Raw genomic sequence first — 19,603 nt, 5'->3', positions numbered from 1 at the left:
TTTCAAACCAAAATCAATATACGTCACGCTGATAGCGTTTTTTCTGCTGCATGTCTGCCAGGAAGCTTTCCGCTTTTTCACGGCTCATGCCGCCTTCTTCCTGAATGATATCGAGAAGCGCCTGGTGCACGTCATGCGCCATATGCTGTTCATCACCGCAGATGTATACGGCGGCTCCCTGCTGCAGCCATTCATACAGCTCTTTGCTTTGTTCTTTCATACGGTGCTGCACATATACTTTTTCCTCCGAATCCCGGGAAAAAGCGACGTCCATTTTTGTAAGTACACCGTTTTGCAGCCATTTTTGCCATTCCGTCTGATACAGAAAATCAGTGACAAAGTGCTGATCTCCGAAAAACAGCCATGTTTTCCCTTCAGCACCGGTTTCTTCACGTTCCTGCATAAAGGAACGGAACGGCGCGATGCCTGTCCCCGGCCCGACCATAATAATCGGTGTATCCGGGTTTTCCGGCAGCTTGAAGTTTTGGTTGTGCTGAATGTAAATCGGAAGCGTATCTCCCGGCTGGAGTCTTTCCGCACACAGAATGCTGCAGACGCCTTTTCGTTCTCTGCCGTGCGCGTCATATCTGACCGCTCCGATTGTCAGATGCACTTCTTCCGGATTCGCTTCTAAACTGCTTGCGATCGAATAGAGCCGGGCCGGCATTTTACGCAGGATGGAAAGAAAGTCTTCCGCGGACGCTTCCCACGGACCGAAATCCCGGACGAGATCAAGCAGGTCACGGCCGTTGATGTATGCTTTCACCTGCTCTTCATTTCCTTCGGCCAGAAGTTCACTCAGCTTTTTGTCAGTCGTAAACTGTGCGGCCTTTTGCAAGAGCGGTTTTGTTAACACTGTAATTTCAAAATGAGAAGTGAGCGCGTCTTTCAGCGGACGGGTCTCTCCTTGCTTATTCACCGCCACTTCCTGTTTTGGGTCCCATTTCAGCTCATTGATCAGCTCATCCACAAGCGCCGGATCATTTTCCGGATAGATGCCGAGGCTGTCCCCGGGCTGATACGCGAGACCGGAACCTTCAAGCGAAAGCTCCAGATGGCGTGTTTCTTTATTCGAACCGCGCCCGTTCAGATTGATGTTCTCAAGAACCTCCGCCCGAAACGGGTTCGTTCTGGAATAAACGGATTCACCGAGAGCAGGCGTCTCGGCAGGCGCTTCGGCTGTTTGGTTTCCCGCACCTTCGTTCAGGCCGCCGATAACCGCATCAAGCCATTCTGAAAACGGTTCATCATAATCAAGATCGCAATCAACCCGGGGCGCAAGCTGCGTGCCGCCGAGCTCTTTAAGACGCTCGTCAAACTCTTTGCCGGTCTGGCAGAAAAATTCATACGAGCTGTCCCCGAGCGCCAAAACGGAAAAACGGAGCGCTTCAAGCTTCGGCGCGCGTCTGCCGTGAAGAAATTCATGAAAAGCCAGCGCGTTATCCGGCGGATCGCCCTCTCCGTGCGTGCTCACCACGATCAGTAAATTGTTTATTTTTTTCAGATTATTCGGCTTAAAATCGTTCATCGACGCGACGGTGACTTGGAATCCCCGTTCCTCAAGCGTCTTTACCGTCTGTTTCGCAAGACCTTCCGCATTTCCCGTTTGCGATCCGTATAATACGGTCACTTCTTTCGAGACTGCCGGGCTTTCTGCCGCAGCCTGGGGAGCGGGTGCGGCTGCTTCACCGGACTCGGGCCGGGCCGCAGCCAAATAACCGCTCAGCCAGATTTTCTGTGATTCTGTCAAGGTCGGCAGAAGGCGGTTAAGGAGCTCTGCCTGCTCCTGATTAAACGGACTGTTCATGACCTGAAGTTGCAACGATATCCACCTCACAAGGAATTAAACGTAACGTACGTTATTTCTATAGGAATTGTCAAAATAATATTCTAATTGAAACTTTACCGAAAGTTTGTGTGTAAGTAAAATATATAATCATGATGATAATGATTAAGATTACTAATGATAAAAAGCCCTTTGCACTTGGGCAAAGGGCTTACACGAATAAGCCGGCGGGCACTTCGTTTATAAAAGGAGAGAGTTCTCCCGGAGACAGCATGGTCAGATGATGCATCGCCCGCGTGCAGGCCGTATATAAAAGCTTGCGGTCATGCCCGCTTTTATACTGAGCAGCAGAGGCGTCAGCGACAATGACGGCGTCAAACTCAATGCCTTTTGCCAAATACACGGGAATGACGCATACCCCTTTTTGAAAAGGCTGGTTTTCTTTATTGATCAAACGGACACTGCTCCCGGCGCTGACTGTCTGAAACACTTTTTCCGCTTCCGCGGCCGTTTTGCAGATGACAGCGATCGTCTCCCGGCCTTTTTGCCTGAGCTCCCGTATTGTTTGAGTCAATTGCTCGCGGCGCTCTTTTTCAGTATCCGCCCGCAGAACCCGCGGTTTTTCCCCGTTCCGGTTAAAAGGCTCAATGTCATCACCGTCAGCCAGCAGCGCTTTCGTAAATTCAACAATCTGCCGCGTCGATCTGTAAGTCCTCTTCAGGCTGACATACTTTTCTGCGCCATTGCGGAAGCAGCCGGCGAGTGAAGAAGGACCGGTAATGGTGTGTGCATAAATCGACTGGCTGACATCACCGAGCACCGTCATTTTTGCAGCCGGGAAGATGCTTTGAATATACGTGAGCTGAAAAGAGGAATAATCCTGCGCTTCATCAATGAAAACGTGCTTCATTTGTGTGTTTATTCTTTTTCCTTCTATCAGGTCCTGCAAATACAGATACGGAGCAGCATCTTCATACGGGAGCGACCGTTCTGCAAATGCGCTGCGGGTTAAAGTGCCGATGCTCTGCCAATGATCGGGCTTTTCATCAGCTCCCCAGTCTGAAAACAGCCGGAGGTACATCCGTTTTATATCGAGAAAGCCGAGCTGTCTGACGGCCTGTTTAATCGGTTTAAAGGCTTTGCGGACAATAATGGCGCCAAGCAGGCGCTGTTCACGCTGATGGTCGTCAAATGCAGGTTCATCATCCGCCGCTTGCTTCTTAAGTTTTTGATAAACCTCCGCATAATCTTCTTTATCAAGCAGCTCACTCTCCTGCAGCACCCATTCCTTCTTACGCTCCTTTTTTTCGAGTGCGCTGATTTCCGTAAGAAGCCATTCCGCCGTCAGCTCCGCTCTGTTCGGAATCGGCAGCTGCTTATCAAGCGAATAAAAATAGGCTTCAATCCGCTCTTTTGAAATCAGGATGTCTCCCCGGAAGCTGATCTGTTTACATATCAGGCCGGAGACCGAAAGCGACCCGGCATAACGGTCAATCATGGCCTGGAAAGCTGGTGACGCTTTGTAAGCAATGGCTGCGAGTCTTACGGAAAGGGCGTCCTGGTTCTGCTCGGTCAGGCAATATTCGAGCTGTTCGTACGGGCTTTCACATTCAAACTTTCGTCCGAGCCGGCGGGCGATATATTCCTGAAACGTGGCCTGTTCCATATTTTCTTCTCCCAGTTCCGGCAATACGGCGGAAACGTAACTGTTGAACAAAATGTTCGGAGAAAACAGCACTATCTGATGGGCGTCAAGCACACCGCGCCCGCGGTACAGCAAGTAAGCGGCCCGCTGAAGCGCCGCGGATGTTTTCCCGCTTCCGGCAGCTCCCTGAACGATGAGATATTTGCTTTTTTCATCACGAATGATTTCATTCTGTTCTTTTTGGATAGTTGACACGATGTTTTTCATATGCTGGCCGGAATGGCCGCTCAGCACCTCTTGCAGCATTTCGTCACCAATCGTCATATCCGTGTTAAACATCGCTTTAAGCGTCCCGTTTTTAATGATAAACTGCCGCTTCAGTGTGATGTCCCCTTCTATCGTTTCTTCCGGAACTTCATAGCGGGCTTTTCCCGGGGAATATTGATAGTAAAGAGATGAAATGGGCGCACGCCAATCGTAAATGAGAAAATGCTCATTGTTTTCATCCATTAAAGAAGTCAGCCCGATATAAATCTGCTCGGCAGAGGACTCCCCTTTTTCCGTAAAATCGACACGGCCGAAGTAAGGAGAGGCTTTCAGCTTTTGGATTTTTTGAAGCTGCCGGTATTGAAGCCGATGCGTCCGTTCACGTTCTGAAAGTATTTCAGCCTGCTGTTTAATGCTTGAAAATGTTTCCGCCGCTTCATGGGCATCATCCAAATTAACCGTGACATCATCCCAAAACGTTTTTCTCAGGCCGACAATATCCTGCTTCAATCCGCCCGATGATGCTTCAAGACGCGTTTGTTTCTGATCCAGTTCCTTCATGACAAAATTGATTCTTTCCTGCTCTTCTTTCCATTCTTCATCACGTTTTGCCATCAGCGGCACCTCCGACATCAAGCTGACAAATCCGGCTTTCTTTACACAAACATATTATTCATCATTATAGTCAAATACCCTTTTTCTTATCATATCGGGCGTCTTTTTTATCCGTTATGCAAAAAAACCGATTTCTTTTATGAAATCGGTTTTTTACTGATCTATATGATAGGAACGAATCGGCAGGCGCCACCTGAAAACATAACTGCAGATGCGGCATGCCACAAGCACTAGGAACAGCACATACAAACCTGCGGCATTCCCGGCCCAGCCGAGGCCCACGATTAATCCTCCGAGTGCGGCCCAGACTGCATAAATTTCCGACTTGAGCACAAGGGGCTTCCTGCCCGCGAGCAGATCCCGTATGATGCCGCCCCCGCTTCCGGTCAGCACGGCGGCCGCAACCACTGCACTGAGCGGATGGCCCATTTTCACGGCATACAAAGCGCCTTGGATGGCAAACGCCGAAAGCCCGATGGCATCGGATAAGTTGCCCCATTTACTCCAATGTCTTAACAGCAGCTTCGGAAATAAAAAGACAATCGTAACTGATGCGAGAGCGATTTGAAAAAATGCGCCTTGCTCCCACAAGGCGGAGACCGGAACACCGATCAGCAGGTTTCGGATGGCTCCGCCGCCGAACGCCGTTACAATCCCCAAGATATACACGCCTAAAATATCATACTCCTCTTCCATCGCAACAATCGCTCCGCTGACCGCAAACGCAATGATGCCGATTACACTAAGCAGCTCCCAGGCCATTCCATATGCTCCTTTTTATTTGTTAAATTTTCTGACGACCATTAGATTTTATAATCGCTTTCTCTTAAAATCAACCTTATTTTTGAAAGATTCTGATCCCAAAATCGGGACAACTGCATTCAGCATATCTGGAGGCGAGAATATTTTCCTATTTTATACTATATTAGGAGGTTTATTGGAAGTTACATTGAATACCTTCTCTTAACAAAAAAGGGGGGGTTATAAGATGAAAATCAGTTCACTTGTTTTTCCAGTTTTATTGGCCGCCGGATTAATTCCCGGCCTGCCGTCAGCCGAAAACCATACGCATTCGCACACTCATGCGGAGCCGGCCAAAACGGTGTATACGGACCCGCTTCCGAAAGCCGATCATTTTAAAGATCTGAAAGGCCCGGTTCAGATTGAACAGACGGTTGATACAAAAATTCTGGATGAAAACGGTAAGCAGGTCGGCACGAAACGATTCGATGCCAATGTCAATCAGGATAAAGCCTCAACTAAAGCCAGCACGGGCTCCCAGAAGGTCAAAGTGCTGGCGGTGGCGGACGCTGAATACCGCGCCAAATACAGCGACTGGCAAACGCGGATCGTCCAGATCGTGGAGCAGGCTGATGTCGCCTTCAACCGTGATCATAACATTGATTTTGTCGTACAGGCCGTGCAAGCCTGGAATTCCTCCGGCTCAAACAGTTCTCAGATTTTATCGAATCTCCAAAGCAGCTTCAGAAATCAAAATTATCATTTTGTCGTTGGTTTTACCGCAAAATCGAGTTTTGACGCCGGCGGTATCGCGTATGTATATAACGGCAAACCGAGCGGTCCGGCCTTCAGCGTGAACCTAGATCAAGGAACGGCCAACACGGCGAAAGCGGCCCAGCACGAGTTTTCCCATAATTTCGGACTTCAGCATGACGCCCAAGGCAGCGGCATCCGCTGCGTCATGAATTATGATTATGCCTATTCCGTAGATATTTGGGACAGTTCCCATAACAGACAGATTGAGACAAACAAAGCTTGGTACAGATAATAGAAAAAGAGCCGCTCCCATGGAGCAGGCTCTTTATTTTGCCGTGCGTTCCGCTTTGACAAAACACATGCAGACAATAATGAGAATAAATGCCGTCAATGCTAAGAATGGAATGGTAATAAAACCGAACCAGTTAATATATTCAGATGAGCAAGGCACGCCGTAGACGCACGGCTTGATGCCGCTGAAACCGGGCACCTTCTGCTCAAGGTAATGCATGATCGATATAAACGCCCCGATGACGGCCATCGGCAGCACATATTTTTTCACGCGCGTGTCACCCTGAAAGGTGGCGATTCCTAAAATCAGGACAAGCGGGTACATGAGAATTCTTTGATACCAGCACAGCTCGCACGGTATGAATTTTCTGATCTCGCTGAAATATAGGCTGCCGAGCATGGCAACAAGAGCTATTACCCAAGAAGCATATAAAAATACGATTCTATTTTTCATTTTTCAGCTCTTTCTTAATCGTTTTTGAAATCTCCTCATAATTAGCGAAGTCTTTAATCACTTTGTCATTTACGTAAATCGTCGGTGTCGCCGTGATATTTAATTTATCATTCAGGTCAGTGTCAGCTTTCAGCTCTGTTGTGAAGGTTTCTTTATCAAGGTTTTCCTTCAGCTTGTCAGGATCAACCTTTTTCGCGGTGCTTTTGACCGTCTTTTCAAGCAATGCAGGCGTGACCCATTCCTGTTCGCTTGACGGCTGCTCTTCAAACAGCTTTTCATGGAAAGCCCAGAATGATGCCGGGTCTTCCTTCCACACCTCTTCTGAGGCAAGTGCCGCCAGACGCGAGCCTGTTCCGTGGAACATGACGTTCACAAATGAAAATTTCACGTCGCCTTTATCAATAAAATCTTTTTTGATTTTCGGAAAGATATCGCTGTTAAATACTTTGCATGACGGACATTTGTAATCTCCGAATTCAACTACCGTCACAGGCGCGCTGTCTTTGCCGAGCACGGGCTGTCCTTTAATGGAAGGCTGTTCGGCGGCAGTTTCGCCCGCTTTTTCTGTTTGGTTGTTAATAATTACGATGGCCGCAAATAAAACGACAACGATTAACGTCAGAATCACCGCAAATTTCGCAGACGATTGTTTCTTTTTCACTCAGACACCTCATTGTTTTTAAAATAAAAAAGAAGCGGATGCCGGATGGCCCGCTTCTCTATTTTACCAAGACAACCTTGTTTAAGAAAACCCTGAAAAACGAATTATCTTTGACAATTATTCCGCTTTCACTCTCATAACGCGCATCGCGTTGGCAACGGCGATCAGCGTGACGCCTACATCTGAAAAGACCGCTTCCCACATGGTGGCGAATCCGAATGCGCCAAGCAGGAGAAAAATGATTTTTACGCCTAAAGCAAATCCAATATTCTGCCAGACGATCCGGCGTGTGCGGCGTGCAATCCGGATGGCTTCGGCTGCTTTTGACGGCTGGTCTGTCATCAGGACGACATCGGCCGCTTCTACGGCGGCATCAGAACCGAGAGCCCCCATGGCAGCTCCGATGTCAGCTCTGGCAAGCACAGGCGTATCGTTAATCCCGTCACCGACAAACATCAGTTTTTCATTCGGTGCAAGCGCCGCTTCGAGTTCTTCGACTCGGTCTACTTTGTCACCCGGCAGCAGTTCTGTATACACGTCATCAATACCGAGCTCGCGGCCGACCGCTTCACCGGTCTGCTTTGAATCACCCGTCAGCATTACTGTCCGTTTGACGCCGAGCGCTTTTAAACGGGCAATGGCCTGTTTGGCGTCCTCTTTGATTTCATCGGCGATCACGATCGCCCCCGCATATTGCTGATCAACGGCAACGTAAACGACGGTTCCGTTGTTTTCAGCTGTGCCGAAAGCGATTTGTTCTTTTGCCATCAGTTTTTGATTTCCGGCCAAAATCGTTGATCCGCCGGTTTTCACCCGAATGCCGTGTCCGGGTATTTCTTCATATTCTTCAATCTCCTCAGCCGCGAGCGGTTGAGTGTAAGCCTCACGGATGGATGAAGCAATCGGATGATTGGAATGGACTTCGGCAAGCGCGGCCGCATGAAGCAGGCTGTCTTGTGTAAATCCTGCCGCCGGCTTGATATCAGTAACGGCGAAATTGCCTTTCGTTAAGGTTCCCGTTTTATCAAACACGGCGTATGCCACCTGATTGAGCGCTTCTAAATAGTTGCTGCCTTTCACGAGCACCCCTGCTTTAGACGCGGCTCCGATACCGCCGAAAAACCCGAGCGGAATGGAGACGACGAGTGCGCACGGACAAGAAATCACAAGGAAAATCAGCGCCCGGTACACCCAGTCGGACAGCGCGGCTGAAGGCACGAGAAGCGGCGGTAAAAAGGCGAGAAGCACCGCAACAATGACAACGGCCGGTGTATAGTACTTGGCAAACTTCGTAATAAAGTTTTCCGTTTTCGCTTTACGTCCGGCCGCATTTTCGACCAAATCCAATATTTTTGATACGGCGGAGTCTTCATATCCTTTAGAGGTTTCAATATGAAGCACGCCGTTCTGGTTCATAAATCCGGCCATCACATCTTGCCCCGGCTCCGCTTTTCTCGGCACGGATTCGCCCGTTAAAGCGGATGTATCAACCATCGAGGAACCGCTCAGCACCTTTCCGTCCAGCGGAATCCGTTCTCCGGGATTCACGACGATGACCTGTCCGACTTTAACGTCCTGCGGCGGAACGGCAGTCATGCCGTTTTCCGTTTTCACATTGGCGTACTCAGGACGGATGTCCAATAACGCGCTGATCGATTTTCTGGATCGGCTGACGGCCGCTCCCTGAAACAATTCACCGATTTGGTAGAACAGCATGACCGCGACGCCTTCCGGATACTGATGAATGATAAATGCGCCGATTGTCGCAAGCGCCATCAGAAAATGCTCATCAAATACCTGGCCGCGGACAATATTTTTTCCCGCTCTGGCTACGATATCGCCGCCGATGATCAAATATGAAGCAAAAAAGAGCAGAAACTCAAGGACGGCGCCTGCGTGCGCGAAATAAGCGATGACAGCCAAAACGGCGCCCGCCGCCAATCTCACTAGCATCAGCTGCAGCTTTTTGCGGTATTCATCCTCGCCGGGTTTGTCTTCATGCTTCGAACGGACGGTCACATGAGGATCAATGGACTTTACTTTTTTTGCAACTTCATCTTTCATCCATTGCTCATCTTTGCCCCCGGCCGAAACCGTGATGGTGCTTGCCGCAAAATTGACAGCACAGCCGTCGATGCCGTCAATGGCTTTTACGCCGTTTTCTATTTTTTTTGCACAGTTGCTGCAATCAAGTCCGTCTAATACAAATTCACCTTTGGCTGCTTTCATTTTCGACTCACCCTACTTTCCGTAATAGGATTCCCATAACATCAATACAGCTAAACGAAATTATATATATGAGCATATGTTCATATAGTTGTTTTCTATATTATATGCAAGTTTTGGATAAAGTGTCAATAAAAAAGACAAAACCGGCATCAGCCGATTTTGTCTTTTTTCACCTTCTGTAAACGCAAAGCATTAAGGACAACCGATACCGAGCTGAATGCCATGGCAGCGCCTGCCACCCACGGAGCCAGAAAGCCGGCTGCCGCAATCGGAATGCCTATGGTGTTGTAGCCCAATGCCCATCCTAAATTCTGCTTGATGTTTCTCATAGTCAGCCTGCTCATGCCGATGGCGTCGGCAATGCCGTTCAGGTCTCCGCGGATCAGCGTAATGTCCGCTGCTTCCATTGCGATATCGGTGCCGGTGCCGATGGCCATCCCGATATCGGCCACAGCCAGAGCCGGAGCATCATTGATGCCGTCGCCGACCATTGCCACGCGCCGGCCTTCTTTTTGCAGCCGGGAAATCTCCGCTGCCTTTTGTTCGGGAAGCACTTCGGCAATCACGCGGCTGATGCCTGCGGCTTTAGCAATGGCTTCCGCCGTCTTTTGGTTGTCACCGGTCATCATGATGACGTCAAGGCCCATATCCTTCAGGCGTTTCACCGCAGCCTGAGATGTTTCTTTGATCGTATCGGCGACTGCGATAAGCCCCGCCGCTTTGCCGTCTGCCGCAATGAGCATCACCGTTTTTCCTTCCGCCTCCAAGCGGGTCATGTGCGGAAGCAATGCTTCATGTTCAATGTGTTCCGATTCCATCAGCCGTCTTGATCCGGCAAGAATCGTTCTCCCTTCAGCCTCTGCATAGATTCCGGAACCGATCCGGGCTTGGAAACGGGTTAGTTTCGGAATGGAAATCCCGCGTTTTTCGGCTCCTGAAACGATGGCTTCTCCAAGCGGGTGCTCCGATCCCGCTTCAGCGGCGGCCGCCAGCCGCAGGAGCTCCTCTTCGTTCATTCCCGCTGCCGGTACGGCGTCTGTCAGCACCGGTCTGCCGTTTGTCACCGTTCCGGTTTTATCCAGTACGATTGTCGTCAGACGCTGGGTCTTTTCTAAGTGCTCTCCGCCTTTAAAGAGAATGCCGAATTCAGCTGCGCGGCCGGAACCCGCCATAATGCTCGTCGGAGTGGCGAGCCCGAGGGCGCACGGACAGGCAATGACAAGCACGGCGATGAATTTGCCGATCGCTTCAGAAAACTGTCCCGGAGACGCCCATACATACCAAATGAGAAAAGTCACCACGGCCAATCCCAGCACAATCGGGACGAAAATGCCTGAAATGTGATCCGCAAGCCGCTGAATGGGCGCTTTTGATCCTTGGGCTTCTTCCACGATTTTAATAATGTGTGCAAGCGCGGTATCTTTCCCGACATTCACCGCTCTGATTTTGAGAAAGCCGTTTGCATTGATCGTCGCCCCGGTGACGGTGCTACCCGGAGACTTATCTGCAGGCATGCTTTCTCCCGTAATCATCGATTCATCAATCGCGGAATGGCCTTCAATCACTTCGCCATCGACAGGAACGCGTTCTCCCGGTTTCACATATACGATGTCCCCCGTCCGGACCTCGTCAATCGGAATCACCTGTACCTTCCCTTCCCGCTCGACCGCCGCCGTCTTCGCCTGAAGCTTCATTAACTTTTTAATCGCTTCTGATGAGCGGCCTTTTGCTTTCATCTCTAAAAGTTTTCCAAGCAAAATCAAAGTCAGCAAAATGGCGCTCGTTTCATAATAAAGCCCCTCGGCATGGCCGTTTCGCCCGAGAGACGCAATCGTCATGTACAGGCTGTACGCGTAAGCGGCCGTCGTTCCGAGGGCAACGAGAACATCCATATTGGCGCTTTTATTTCTCAGCGCCTTGTACGCTCCCGTATAAAAAGGCCAGCCGATGACGAGCTGCACCGGGGTGGCAAGCGCGAATTGCAGCCACGGATTCATCAGGATATCCGGCATCCAGATAAAAGAAGTAAAAGAAAAATGGCTGACCATCGACCATAGAAGCGGAAAGGAGAGAACGGCAGAAAATATCAGCCTGATCAGCTGTTTACGCTGTTCTTTTTCCTTTTGAGATAATCCGCCGTCTTGGCCGTCCGCTTCCTTATCTTCTAACCGGTAGCCGAGTTTTGCCACGGTCTCTTTCAGTTCTTTCGGTGCCACTTCTTTAGGGTTGTATTCAACGGAGACCGTTTCAAGGGCGAAATTCACCGGCGCGCCCACAACGCCCTCTATTTTGTTCAGGCGCTTTTCAATCCGATTGGCGCAGGCGGCGCACGTCATGCCTTCAATCTGAAAATCGGCTTTTTCCGTCACGACGTGATAGCCGAGTTTTTCAATCTTATCCTTTATGGCGCCAGCTTCGATTTTGTCAGGCTGATAGGAAATATTTGAGGTCTCAAGCGCAAGATTGACGGAAGCGTCATTGACGCCGTCCATCCGTTTCAGTCCTTTTTCAATTCTTGAAGCGCAGGCGGCGCATGTCATGCCTCCCACTTGAATGGTTATCTCTTTCTGTTCACTCAATGCCCTCACCTCTTCTCACAAACCCCCGGGGGGTATCATTTTCATAAAAGAAAACCGCGCCCGTTCCCGAAGCGCGATAAACCTTATACGACGTCATAACCTTGATCTTCAATCGCGTCTTTTATATCTGATACAGAGACTTTGTTCTCATCAAACGTCACATCCACCTGTCCGGCTTCCAATTTCACCTGAACCGCCGTCACTCCGTTCAGTTCTCCTACTCCGGTCTCTACTGCTTTGACGCAGTGCTGACAGGACATGCCTTCGACTTGCAGTGTTTTTTGTTCCATGATGATTCCCTCCACGTCTTGTTTTTTCTTCTTCATGTTACCATACCCCTGTAGGGTATTTCAAAACATTTTATTTCATGATTTCGCGATTTTTTTCACGACATCCAGCAGCTCGGCAATCGCCTGCTCCCCGTTTCCGCTCTCAATGGCGCCGGCTACGCAGTGATGGGCGTGATCTTCCAGCAGATGAAACGCGACTTTTTGCATGGCCGCCTGAACGGCTGAAATCTGCACGAGAATATCCACGCAATATCGTTCGTTTTCCACCATGTTCTGAATGCCCCTGACTTGGCCTTCAATCCGTTTCAGCCGGTTCAGAATCTGGTCTTTTTCCTTGGCGCTTTTATGATTTAACGATTGATGTTCGGTATGTTTGTCCATTTTCCACCTCGTTTTTTTCTTCGTTATCTTCATTATACAGACTTGAAAAACCGGTGTAAAAAATTTTCAACACACAAGTTTTACCAGTACACCCGCGGGGTATATATTGTTATCACATATCAAGAGGGGGAAGTTCATTGAAAACGATACAGGTTGGCATATTGGGATATGGTTTGTCGGGGAAAGTCTTTCATGCGCCGCTTTTGGACGTCCTTGATGATTATCAGATCAAAAAAGTCATGACCTCCAGAACGGATGAGGTCAAACGTGATCTGCCGGGGGCTGAAGCCGTGCGCACGATTGAAGACATCACCGGAGACCCTGATATTGATCTCGTCATCGTTACGACACCGAGCGGAATGCATTATGAATCAGCGATGAAATGTCTCCTTGCGGGGAAACACACCGTCGTGGAAAAGCCGATGACGGCGACTTCAGCAGAAGCGGAGGAGCTGAGAAGAACGGCTGAAAATAAAGGCGTCTTGCTGAGCGTGTATCACAACCGGCGCTGGGACAATGACTTTTTAACGATTCAAAAGCTGATTCGGGACGGGGCGCTTCAAGACATTCATACATATCAGGTCAACTACGATCTATACAACCCGGTTGTACAAGAAAGATGGCGCGAAAAAAACGGACCCGCCACGGGAACGCTGTATGATCTCGGTTCACATATTATTGACCAGACACTCCTGCTGTTCGGAATGCCGGAATCCGTCACCGCACATGTGATGAAACAGCGGGACAACAGTGAAACGGCCGATTGGTTTCTGGCCGCCCTCCATTACGGCAAGCTTCAGGTTATTCTTCAATCCGGCTCCATGAATGCGGCAAGCGGCCCGCGCTATCAGATTCACGGACGGAATGCAAGCTTTATCAAATACGGAAAGGACGGACAGGAAGCTGCGCTTTCAGCCGGCCAAAAGCCGATTGACGAGAACTGGGGCGCCGATGACCCTGACAGCTTCGGTGAGCTGACAACCGCAGCGGATGAAAAAAGACATACAGAAACAATCCCCTCTGAGAACGGATCTTACCTTACGTACTACAAACGGCTGGCAGACAGCATCTTAAACGGAAAACCGCTTCCTGTTACGGCGGAAGAAGGCATCGATGTCATCCGTGTCATTGAAGCGGTGATGAAAAGCAGCGAACAAAAACGGACGATCGCACTTTAATAAAAAACCCCCCAGCCGTATCAGCTGGGAGGTTTTTTTAGATTAGAATGATTTTCCGGCTTCTTTCGCGCGGGCAATCGCATCTTCTTTAATTTGCTGTGCTTTATTCGGTTCAGCATTATGACCTTCAACGATTAATCCGTCGAAAGAAGGAACGCCGAAGAAGTTCATCATGATGCCGATGTAACGGTGGCCCATTTCCATGTCAGCCGCCGGGCCTTCAGAGTAATAGCCTCCGCGCGCCTGAATGTGGAGCGCTTTTTTGTCTGTCAACAGACCGATCGGGCCTTGTTCTGTATATTTGAATGATTTTCCGGCTACAGCTACAGAATCAAGGTACGCTTTCATAACAGGCGGGAATGAGAAGTTCCAAAGCGGTGTAACGAATACGTATTTGTCAGCAGATGCGAATTGATCGCTCAGCTCGTTCAGACGGCCGACTTTCGCTTTTTCATTTTCAGAAAGCTCTTCAAAACCTGTGCCGGATTGAAGTTTTCCCCAGCCGCTGAATACATCCGCGTCGATATGAGGAATGTTTTCTTTGTAAAGGTCGATATGTACAACCTCATCATTCGGGTTTGATTCTTTATAAGAATCGATAAACGCTTTTCCTGTCGCCATGCTGTAAGATGTCTTTTCATCATGAGGATGAGCAGTGATATAAAGTACTTTTGCCATTGTAAACAGCCCTTTCGTTTTCAGATTACACACATATTTATTATGAAATATGAATGTTTTTTTATACTGATCAGTTCTGTAATAATTATAGTTACAAAAAAATCTTTTAGCAACAATAATATCTCGAAATCAGTATATTTTTTTTGAAATGCTTTAATGACGGGGGTTGGAAGCAGCAGAAAAAGCAGAAACATTTAGTTTCTGCTCAAAATCGGATTTGGTTTGCAGACCGGAATATCCAATCCGAGATTCCCCCGCAGTGTATCCGCCGGATAGCTTTTTCGGTACAGCCCCTTTTCCTGAAGGATCGGTATGACATCATCCACAAAGGCTTCAAGCATGCCCGGGATGTCAGAGTGAATGATAAACCCATCCGCTGCTTCCCGCTGAAACCATGTTTCAATTAATGATGCCACACGTTCCGGTGTCCCGATAAAGTTGGTTCGCGGAAACGCGGCTTCGCGCGCCACTTGACGCAGCGTAAGATTCCGGGATTTCGCCTCTCTTTTGATACGGTCTGTCGTGCTTTGAAACGCGTTTTTTCCGACGTCGCCCAAATCAGGAAACGGCTCATCCAGCGGAAAACGGCTCAGATCATAATCGTCAAAAAATCTGGCCACATATTTAACGGCGTTCTCTATCGGAATCAGCTCGGCGAATTCCTGATATTTCGCTTCCGCTTCTTCTTGTGAGCCGGCTATAATCGGACTGATTCCCGGAAAGATCCGCAGTTTGGAAGCGTCCCGGCCGTAATCCGCCGCCCGCTTCTTCACATCATCATAAAAAGCTTTCGTTTCCTCAAGTGAATTGGAGTGCGTAAAGACTGCATCGGCATTCCGCGCGGCAAACGACCGGCCGGTTTCTGAAGACCCCGCTTGGAAAACGACCGGCTCTCCCTGTTTGGACCGGCCGATATTCAGCGGGCCCTCCACTTGAAAATACTCGCCTTTGTGATACAGACGATGCAGTTTGTCAGGATCAAAAAACTGTCCGGTTTCTTTGTTGCGGACGAAGGCATCTTCTTCCCAGGAATTCCACAGACCGCGCACCACTTCCACATGTTCCTGGGCGATGGCGTAGCGCCGGCTGTGGTCGGGAAGGCTTTCTTTGCTGTGATTGCGCGCGGCTCCCGCCTGCGGAGAGGTGACGAGATTCCAGCCCGCCCTGCCGCCGCTGATATGGTCAAGAGACATCAGCTGTCTTGCGATGGTGAACGGCTCAGTGAACGATGTGGAAAATGTGCCGATTAAACCAAGATGGGTTGTAGAAGCGGCAAGCGCCGATAAAATGGTGATCGGCTCAAACCGATTTAAGAAATGCGGGATGGACTTTTCAGAAATGAACAAGCCGTCCGCAATAAAAGCAAAGCTGAACAGCCCTCTTTCAGCGGTCTGCGCTTTTTGCCTGTAAAACGCCGCATTCGTGCTTGCTGACGGATCGACGTCGGGATGACGCCACCCGTCCGTTGTACCGCCGACACCGTGAATCATGGCTCCGAATTGAATAAGATCCGTCCGGCTCATTTTCTCTCCCCCTTTTTTCCCTCGTAATCGGCAAGCGACCGTTCTACGTGTTCAATGCCGACTTGAGTAACGGCCTGATACACCCGCCTGTCACCGCTGCCGATTTCAACGACGGGGACATGGCGGATGCCGTACTTAGTCTGAAGCACGTCACGCAATTCATCCCGCTCCGTCACATCAATTGTTTCGTACGCAATGGCCTTTTCCCGCAAATATCCTTTCACTTCATCGCAATACGCACAGCCCTTTTTGCTCCAAACCACTACATTTGCTTCTTGACTCATGTTCATCCCTCCTGTAATTGTGCGGCCGGCTGCACCGCTTCGCTTAACAGCCGATAAGACAGCCGTTTTTCTTCAGCATTTTTGATAGGCGACAAAATCACAAAATCGGTAATGCTGTATTGAACCGATAGTCGTCTCAGCTCGGAAGCGGTCTCTTCTTTTGTCCCGGCAATCACACCCGTCTTTTGTGTGATCAGCTTATATGGCTGCGTAACTTGTTCAAGAAACGCATCCGCTTGTTTTCGGGAAGCGACATTCACCTTTTTGCCGTCTTCGAGAATGATTTTGACCGATTCACGCGATACGACGTGTTTTTCCGCTTCCGCTTTTGTATGCGCGGTAAAGACCATCGGCGCAAGGTGAAATTCCGCTTTTGCCCCTTTCGGCAGATGTTCATCAAAGGCTTGGCGCGCTTTTTCTAACGCAGCGTCTTCACCGTTTATGAAATAGGCGAAAACGAAGGAAATGCCGAGTTTGGCCGCTGTGATCGCGCTTTCTGTGCTGCCGCCGAGCAAAAAGATGTCAGGCGCATACTCAGTATGCGGAGCCGGCCGCAATGACGCGTAGCGATGCGAGTCCGGAAAATCATTGCGGATGAAATGAGTCAGCTCCTCAAGCTTTTCTTCAAATAAACGGGCGGGCTGAATAAGCTCGCGCTGAAGCGCATCGGTTGACAGCTGAAATCCGCCGGGCGCTTTGCCGACCCCGAGCGCTATACGGCCGGGGGCAAGGGCGGATAAAACCCGGAACTGCTCCGCCACTTTATAAGGGCTGTAATGCTGCAGCATCACCCCGCCGGATGCGAGGCGGATTTTTTTCGTACTGGCGGCCAGATACCCCATAACAATTTCCGGTGCTGATCCCGCTATCTCTTCATTGTTATGATGCTCCGCCGCCCAGAAACGGTCATATCCGTATTGTTCGGCCTCTTGAGCCAATCTCACCGTTTGCCGCAAAGCTTCTTCTGCGGTTTGGTTTTCCGCGGTGACACTTTGGTCTAAAATGCTTAAACGAATCATACGACAGGCTCCTTTATGTGTTCTTTTATGTCATAACCGTAATCAGGAAGAACGCGGCGGAGGAACTTCTTCGTTCTTTCTTTTTTCGTCTTGTAAAAGACCTCTTCAGGCGTTCCTTGTTCCACGATTGCTCCTTCATCCATAAACACAATTTGGTCGGACACTCTTCTGGCGAATTCCATTTCATGAGTAACAATGATCATGGTGGCGCCGGTCCGCACAATGTTAAGCATCACCTCAAGCACCTCGCCGACAAGCTCCGGATCGAGGGCTGCGGTCGGTTCATCAAACAGCATCACATCAGGATGAATGGCAAGCGCCCTGGCAATTCCGACCCGCTGCTTTTGGCCTCCCGACAGCTGATTCGGATAGGCGTGCAATTTGTCCTGAAGCCCCACCTTGGCCAGTTCCCGCTCCGCAATGGCGTACGCATCTGTTTTTTTCATTTTCCTTGCGACCGTCAGGCCTTCCATGACATTTTGAATCGCCGTTTTATGCGAAAACAAATGATATTGCTGAAAAACCATCGCCGTCTGTTTCCTCAGTCTGAGAATGTCTTTTTTGGCCGGCTTTTTGCAGTTAATGACTTCACCATGTACGGAAATGGCGCCCTCATCCGGCCGCTCAAGTAAATTAAGGCAGCGCAGAAACGTTGTTTTCCCCGAACCGCTCGGACCGATGATGGTCACGACTTCCCCTTTCCGGACACTTAAATTGATCCCTTTTAGCACGTGATGACTGCCAAAGTGTTTCTGAATGTTTCGGATTTCGATCATACTGCGCCTCCTTGATATCTGGCCGCTCTTTTTTCCGCCAAAGTGTTTACGGCCTCGAGAATCAGCGTTAATCCCCAATAGATGACGGCCGCCCCGATAAATGCTTCCAAAAACGCATAGTTATCGGATGCCGCAATCGTCGCCGTTCCTGTAATTTCAGGCACTGCAACGATTGCCGCGATTGAAGTGGTATGCAAAAAACCGATGCCTATGTTGGTGAAGTTCGGCAGTGATATCATGAACGCCTGCGGCAGAATCACGCGCCGAATCATCTGGCCCCGCGTCAGGCCGATTGAATAAGCCGCCTCCGCCTGCCCCGTATCGACGGCCATGATCCCTGATCGGAGAATTTCCGTCATATAGGCGCCTGCCGTTAATGACAGTGCCATGATGACAAACACGGCGACCGGAATCTGATTGGCCGACCAGCCGAGATGAAAGGCGCGGCTGAAATGATCGGCAATCAGCGGAACGCCTAAATAAATCAGCATAATATGGAGAATCGCCGGGGTGCTTCGAAAAAAAGATACGTAAAACGCTGAGCAGGCAAGCAGCCATTTGATGCGGAATATACGCACCGTGATATTGCCGAGAGCTATGAAAAATCCGGCAATAATCGGAATGACCGTCATTGCCAGTGTAAGCGGAACGGTTTTCATCATTTGTTTTATCGCAGTGCCGATAAACGGAATGTCCAGCTCCAATGTTCTCCCTCCTTTTCAGCTGTGCGCGCTCATGTCAAAAACCGTCACAAGACGCGTCTCATCTTTCTTGATTCGTTTTTCACACCATCTGAAGACACATTCAAATAAAAGCGCGGCTGCGTAATACAAAACAGAAAGCGAGATATACACTTCAAGAGAATGATTGCTCGACGTTATCAATGTCTGACCTCTGCCCGACATATCCATCACTCCGATTGAAAAAGCGAGTGACGTATCTTTTAAAAAACCGATCACCATATTCCCGATGTTGGGAAAAGCCTGCACGAGCGCCTGCGGCAGAATGATGCGCCGGAATGTCTGCACCCCGTTCAGCCCGATGCTGAACGCCGCCTCCGCCTGCCCGCGGTCAACGCTGTTCACACCTCCCCTGATGATTTCCGCCGCTCTTGCCGCACTGCTCAGCGCGTACGTGGCGATGGCCGCATACAAAGGGTCCATTTTGGAAGTGTCAATTCCGGCGAGCGCCGTGAGCGCCGGGATGCCGTAAAATACAATAAACAGCTGCACCATAATAGGTGTTCCTCTGAAAAAGGAGATATACAGCTTCGCGATCTGATTCAGCACGGGAATGCGATAGATCCGGGGCAGCGCCAAAAGCAGCCCCAATAGAAAGCCGAACAGCAAAGACACCGCCAATATATACAGCGTGACGGGCAAATACCCGAGCAATGTCGGCACAAAGGATGCGATCATACTGATATCAAACGCTTTTTCCATTGCCGATC

General features: G+C 49.6%; 18 protein-coding genes. 2 read left to right on the top strand and 16 right to left on the bottom strand.

The genetic code is table 11. The features are described from left to right. Positions 1-13 precede the first annotated feature (13 nt). The 3 genes from ICW23_RS10245 to ICW23_RS10235 all read right to left on the bottom strand — a co-directional run bounded on the left by ICW23_RS10245 (position 14) and on the right by ICW23_RS10235 (position 5,075). A complete protein-coding gene (locus ICW23_RS10245; protein ID WP_188154458.1) occupies positions 14-1,822 on the bottom strand; it encodes an assimilatory sulfite reductase (NADPH) flavoprotein subunit in 1,809 nt (602 codons plus the stop codon). Between the two features lie 175 nt (positions 1,823-1,997). Then, positions 1,998-4,313, bottom strand: a complete 2,316-nt coding sequence (gene helD / locus ICW23_RS10240) for an RNA polymerase recycling motor HelD (protein ID WP_188154457.1) — start codon at positions 4,311-4,313, stop codon at positions 1,998-2,000. A 153-nt stretch (positions 4,314-4,466) separates the two neighbouring features. After that, positions 4,467-5,075, bottom strand: a complete 609-nt coding sequence (locus ICW23_RS10235) for a trimeric intracellular cation channel family protein (RefSeq protein WP_016937932.1) — start codon at positions 5,073-5,075, stop codon at positions 4,467-4,469. 226 nt (positions 5,076-5,301) lie between these two features. Here ICW23_RS10235 and ICW23_RS10230 point away from each other — a divergent pair, with 226 nt between their 5' ends. Beyond that, positions 5,302-6,102, top strand: coding sequence for a zinc-dependent metalloprotease (locus ICW23_RS10230; protein WP_060964275.1), 801 nt, complete (start codon positions 5,302-5,304; stop codon positions 6,100-6,102). Positions 6,103-6,135: 33 nt separating this feature from the next. Here the strand turns inward: ICW23_RS10230 and ICW23_RS10225 are convergent, their stop codons facing one another. From ICW23_RS10225 to csoR, 6 genes are all read right to left on the bottom strand, one after another. Continuing rightward, on the bottom strand, positions 6,136-6,555 hold the full coding sequence (locus tag ICW23_RS10225; RefSeq protein ID WP_013353605.1) for a disulfide oxidoreductase: 420 nt from the start codon (positions 6,553-6,555) through the stop codon (positions 6,136-6,138). After that, positions 6,545-7,216: a disulfide bond formation protein BdbD gene (gene bdbD, locus ICW23_RS10220; protein WP_188154456.1), complete on the bottom strand. Its 672-nt coding sequence runs from the start codon at positions 7,214-7,216 to the stop codon at positions 6,545-6,547. The genes ICW23_RS10225 and bdbD overlap by 11 nt, the downstream gene beginning before the upstream one ends. Before the next feature lie 117 nt (positions 7,217-7,333). Next, complete coding sequence (locus tag ICW23_RS10215; RefSeq protein ID WP_188154455.1) at positions 7,334-9,445, bottom strand: heavy metal translocating P-type ATPase; 2,112 nt, start codon at positions 9,443-9,445, stop codon at positions 7,334-7,336. Between the two features lie 149 nt (positions 9,446-9,594). Further along, positions 9,595-12,024 carry a heavy metal translocating P-type ATPase gene (locus ICW23_RS10210; RefSeq protein ID WP_188154454.1) on the bottom strand — a complete coding sequence of 810 codons (2,430 nt, stop codon included), beginning with the start codon at positions 12,022-12,024 and terminating at the stop codon, positions 9,595-9,597. A gap of 83 nt (positions 12,025-12,107) precedes the next feature. Beyond that, positions 12,108-12,314, bottom strand: a complete 207-nt coding sequence (gene copZ, locus ICW23_RS10205; protein ID WP_015240581.1) for a copper chaperone CopZ — start codon at positions 12,312-12,314, stop codon at positions 12,108-12,110. Between the two features lie 75 nt (positions 12,315-12,389). Next, a complete protein-coding gene (gene csoR / locus ICW23_RS10200; RefSeq protein ID WP_013353610.1) occupies positions 12,390-12,695 on the bottom strand; it encodes a copper-sensing transcriptional repressor CsoR in 306 nt (101 codons plus the stop codon). A gap of 137 nt (positions 12,696-12,832) precedes the next feature. Here csoR and ICW23_RS10195 point away from each other — a divergent pair, with 137 nt between their 5' ends. After that, entirely contained in the window at positions 12,833-13,873 is a 1,041-nt protein-coding gene (locus ICW23_RS10195) for an oxidoreductase (protein WP_095241337.1), read from the top strand. Between the two features lie 42 nt (positions 13,874-13,915). Here ICW23_RS10195 and azoRB read toward each other — a convergent pair whose 3' ends face one another. From azoRB to ICW23_RS10160, 7 genes are all read right to left on the bottom strand, one after another. Continuing rightward, positions 13,916-14,551: an FMN-dependent NADH-azoreductase AzoRB gene (gene azoRB / locus ICW23_RS10190; RefSeq protein WP_003151719.1), complete on the bottom strand. Its 636-nt coding sequence runs from the start codon at positions 14,549-14,551 to the stop codon at positions 13,916-13,918. A 194-nt stretch (positions 14,552-14,745) separates the two neighbouring features. Beyond that, positions 14,746-16,074 carry an LLM class flavin-dependent oxidoreductase gene (locus tag ICW23_RS10185; RefSeq protein ID WP_188154453.1) on the bottom strand — a complete coding sequence of 443 codons (1,329 nt, stop codon included), beginning with the start codon at positions 16,072-16,074 and terminating at the stop codon, positions 14,746-14,748. After that, on the bottom strand, positions 16,071-16,358 hold the full coding sequence (locus tag ICW23_RS10180) for a glutaredoxin family protein (protein ID WP_188154452.1): 288 nt from the start codon (positions 16,356-16,358) through the stop codon (positions 16,071-16,073). Before ICW23_RS10180 ends, ICW23_RS10185 begins: the two co-directional genes overlap by 4 nt. Positions 16,359-16,360: 2 nt before the next feature. Continuing rightward, entirely contained in the window at positions 16,361-17,377 is a 1,017-nt protein-coding gene (locus ICW23_RS10175) for an LLM class flavin-dependent oxidoreductase (RefSeq protein WP_188154451.1), read from the bottom strand. Further along, positions 17,374-18,153 carry an amino acid ABC transporter ATP-binding protein gene (locus tag ICW23_RS10170; protein ID WP_016937923.1) on the bottom strand — a complete coding sequence of 260 codons (780 nt, stop codon included), beginning with the start codon at positions 18,151-18,153 and terminating at the stop codon, positions 17,374-17,376. The genes ICW23_RS10175 and ICW23_RS10170 overlap by 4 nt, the downstream gene beginning before the upstream one ends. Further along, the gene (locus tag ICW23_RS10165) at positions 18,150-18,857 is read right to left on the bottom strand and encodes an amino acid ABC transporter permease (RefSeq protein WP_188154450.1); all 708 of its coding nucleotides are present in this window, start codon (positions 18,855-18,857) and stop codon (positions 18,150-18,152) included. Before ICW23_RS10165 ends, ICW23_RS10170 begins: the two co-directional genes overlap by 4 nt. 15 nt (positions 18,858-18,872) lie before the next feature. After that, positions 18,873-19,595 (bottom strand): amino acid ABC transporter permease, encoded by a 723-nt coding sequence (locus ICW23_RS10160; RefSeq protein WP_016937921.1) that lies wholly within the window; start codon positions 19,593-19,595, stop codon positions 18,873-18,875. Positions 19,596-19,603 lie beyond the last annotated feature (8 nt).

It is taken from the genome of Bacillus sp. 1021 (genome assembly GCF_014534735.1).
GTDB classification, from domain to species: Bacteria; Bacillota; Bacilli; order Bacillales; family Bacillaceae; genus Bacillus; species Bacillus siamensis.
Note: the sequence above shows the minus strand (reverse complement) of the source record. Positions and strands in the feature narration are given on the sequence as shown.

Coding starts and splice junctions, on each gene's coding strand:
- helD (WP_188154457.1), bottom strand. CDS start 4,313: ATGGCAAAACGTGATGAAGAATGGAAAGAAGAGCAGGAAAGAATCAAT.
- ICW23_RS10235 (WP_016937932.1), bottom strand. CDS start 5,075: ATGGCCTGGGAGCTGCTTAGTGTAATCGGCATCATTGCGTTTGCGGTC.
- ICW23_RS10230 (WP_060964275.1), top strand. CDS start 5,302: ATGAAAATCAGTTCACTTGTTTTTCCAGTTTTATTGGCCGCCGGATTA.
- ICW23_RS10225 (WP_013353605.1), bottom strand. CDS start 6,555: ATGAAAAATAGAATCGTATTTTTATATGCTTCTTGGGTAATAGCTCTT.
- ICW23_RS10215 (WP_188154455.1), bottom strand. CDS start 9,445: ATGAAAGCAGCCAAAGGTGAATTTGTATTAGACGGACTTGATTGCAGC.
- copZ (WP_015240581.1), bottom strand. CDS start 12,314: ATGGAACAAAAAACACTGCAAGTCGAAGGCATGTCCTGTCAGCACTGC.
- csoR (WP_013353610.1), bottom strand. CDS start 12,695: ATGGACAAACATACCGAACATCAATCGTTAAATCATAAAAGCGCCAAG.
- azoRB (WP_003151719.1), bottom strand. CDS start 14,551: ATGGCAAAAGTACTTTATATCACTGCTCATCCTCATGATGAAAAGACA.
- ICW23_RS10185 (WP_188154453.1), bottom strand. CDS start 16,074: ATGAGCCGGACGGATCTTATTCAATTCGGAGCCATGATTCACGGTGTC.
- ICW23_RS10180 (WP_188154452.1), bottom strand. CDS start 16,358: ATGAGTCAAGAAGCAAATGTAGTGGTTTGGAGCAAAAAGGGCTGTGCG.
- ICW23_RS10175 (WP_188154451.1), bottom strand. CDS start 17,377: ATGATTCGTTTAAGCATTTTAGACCAAAGTGTCACCGCGGAAAACCAA.
- ICW23_RS10170 (WP_016937923.1), bottom strand. CDS start 18,153: ATGATCGAAATCCGAAACATTCAGAAACACTTTGGCAGTCATCACGTG.
- ICW23_RS10160 (WP_016937921.1), bottom strand. CDS start 19,595: ATGGAAAAAGCGTTTGATATCAGTATGATCGCATCCTTTGTGCCGACA.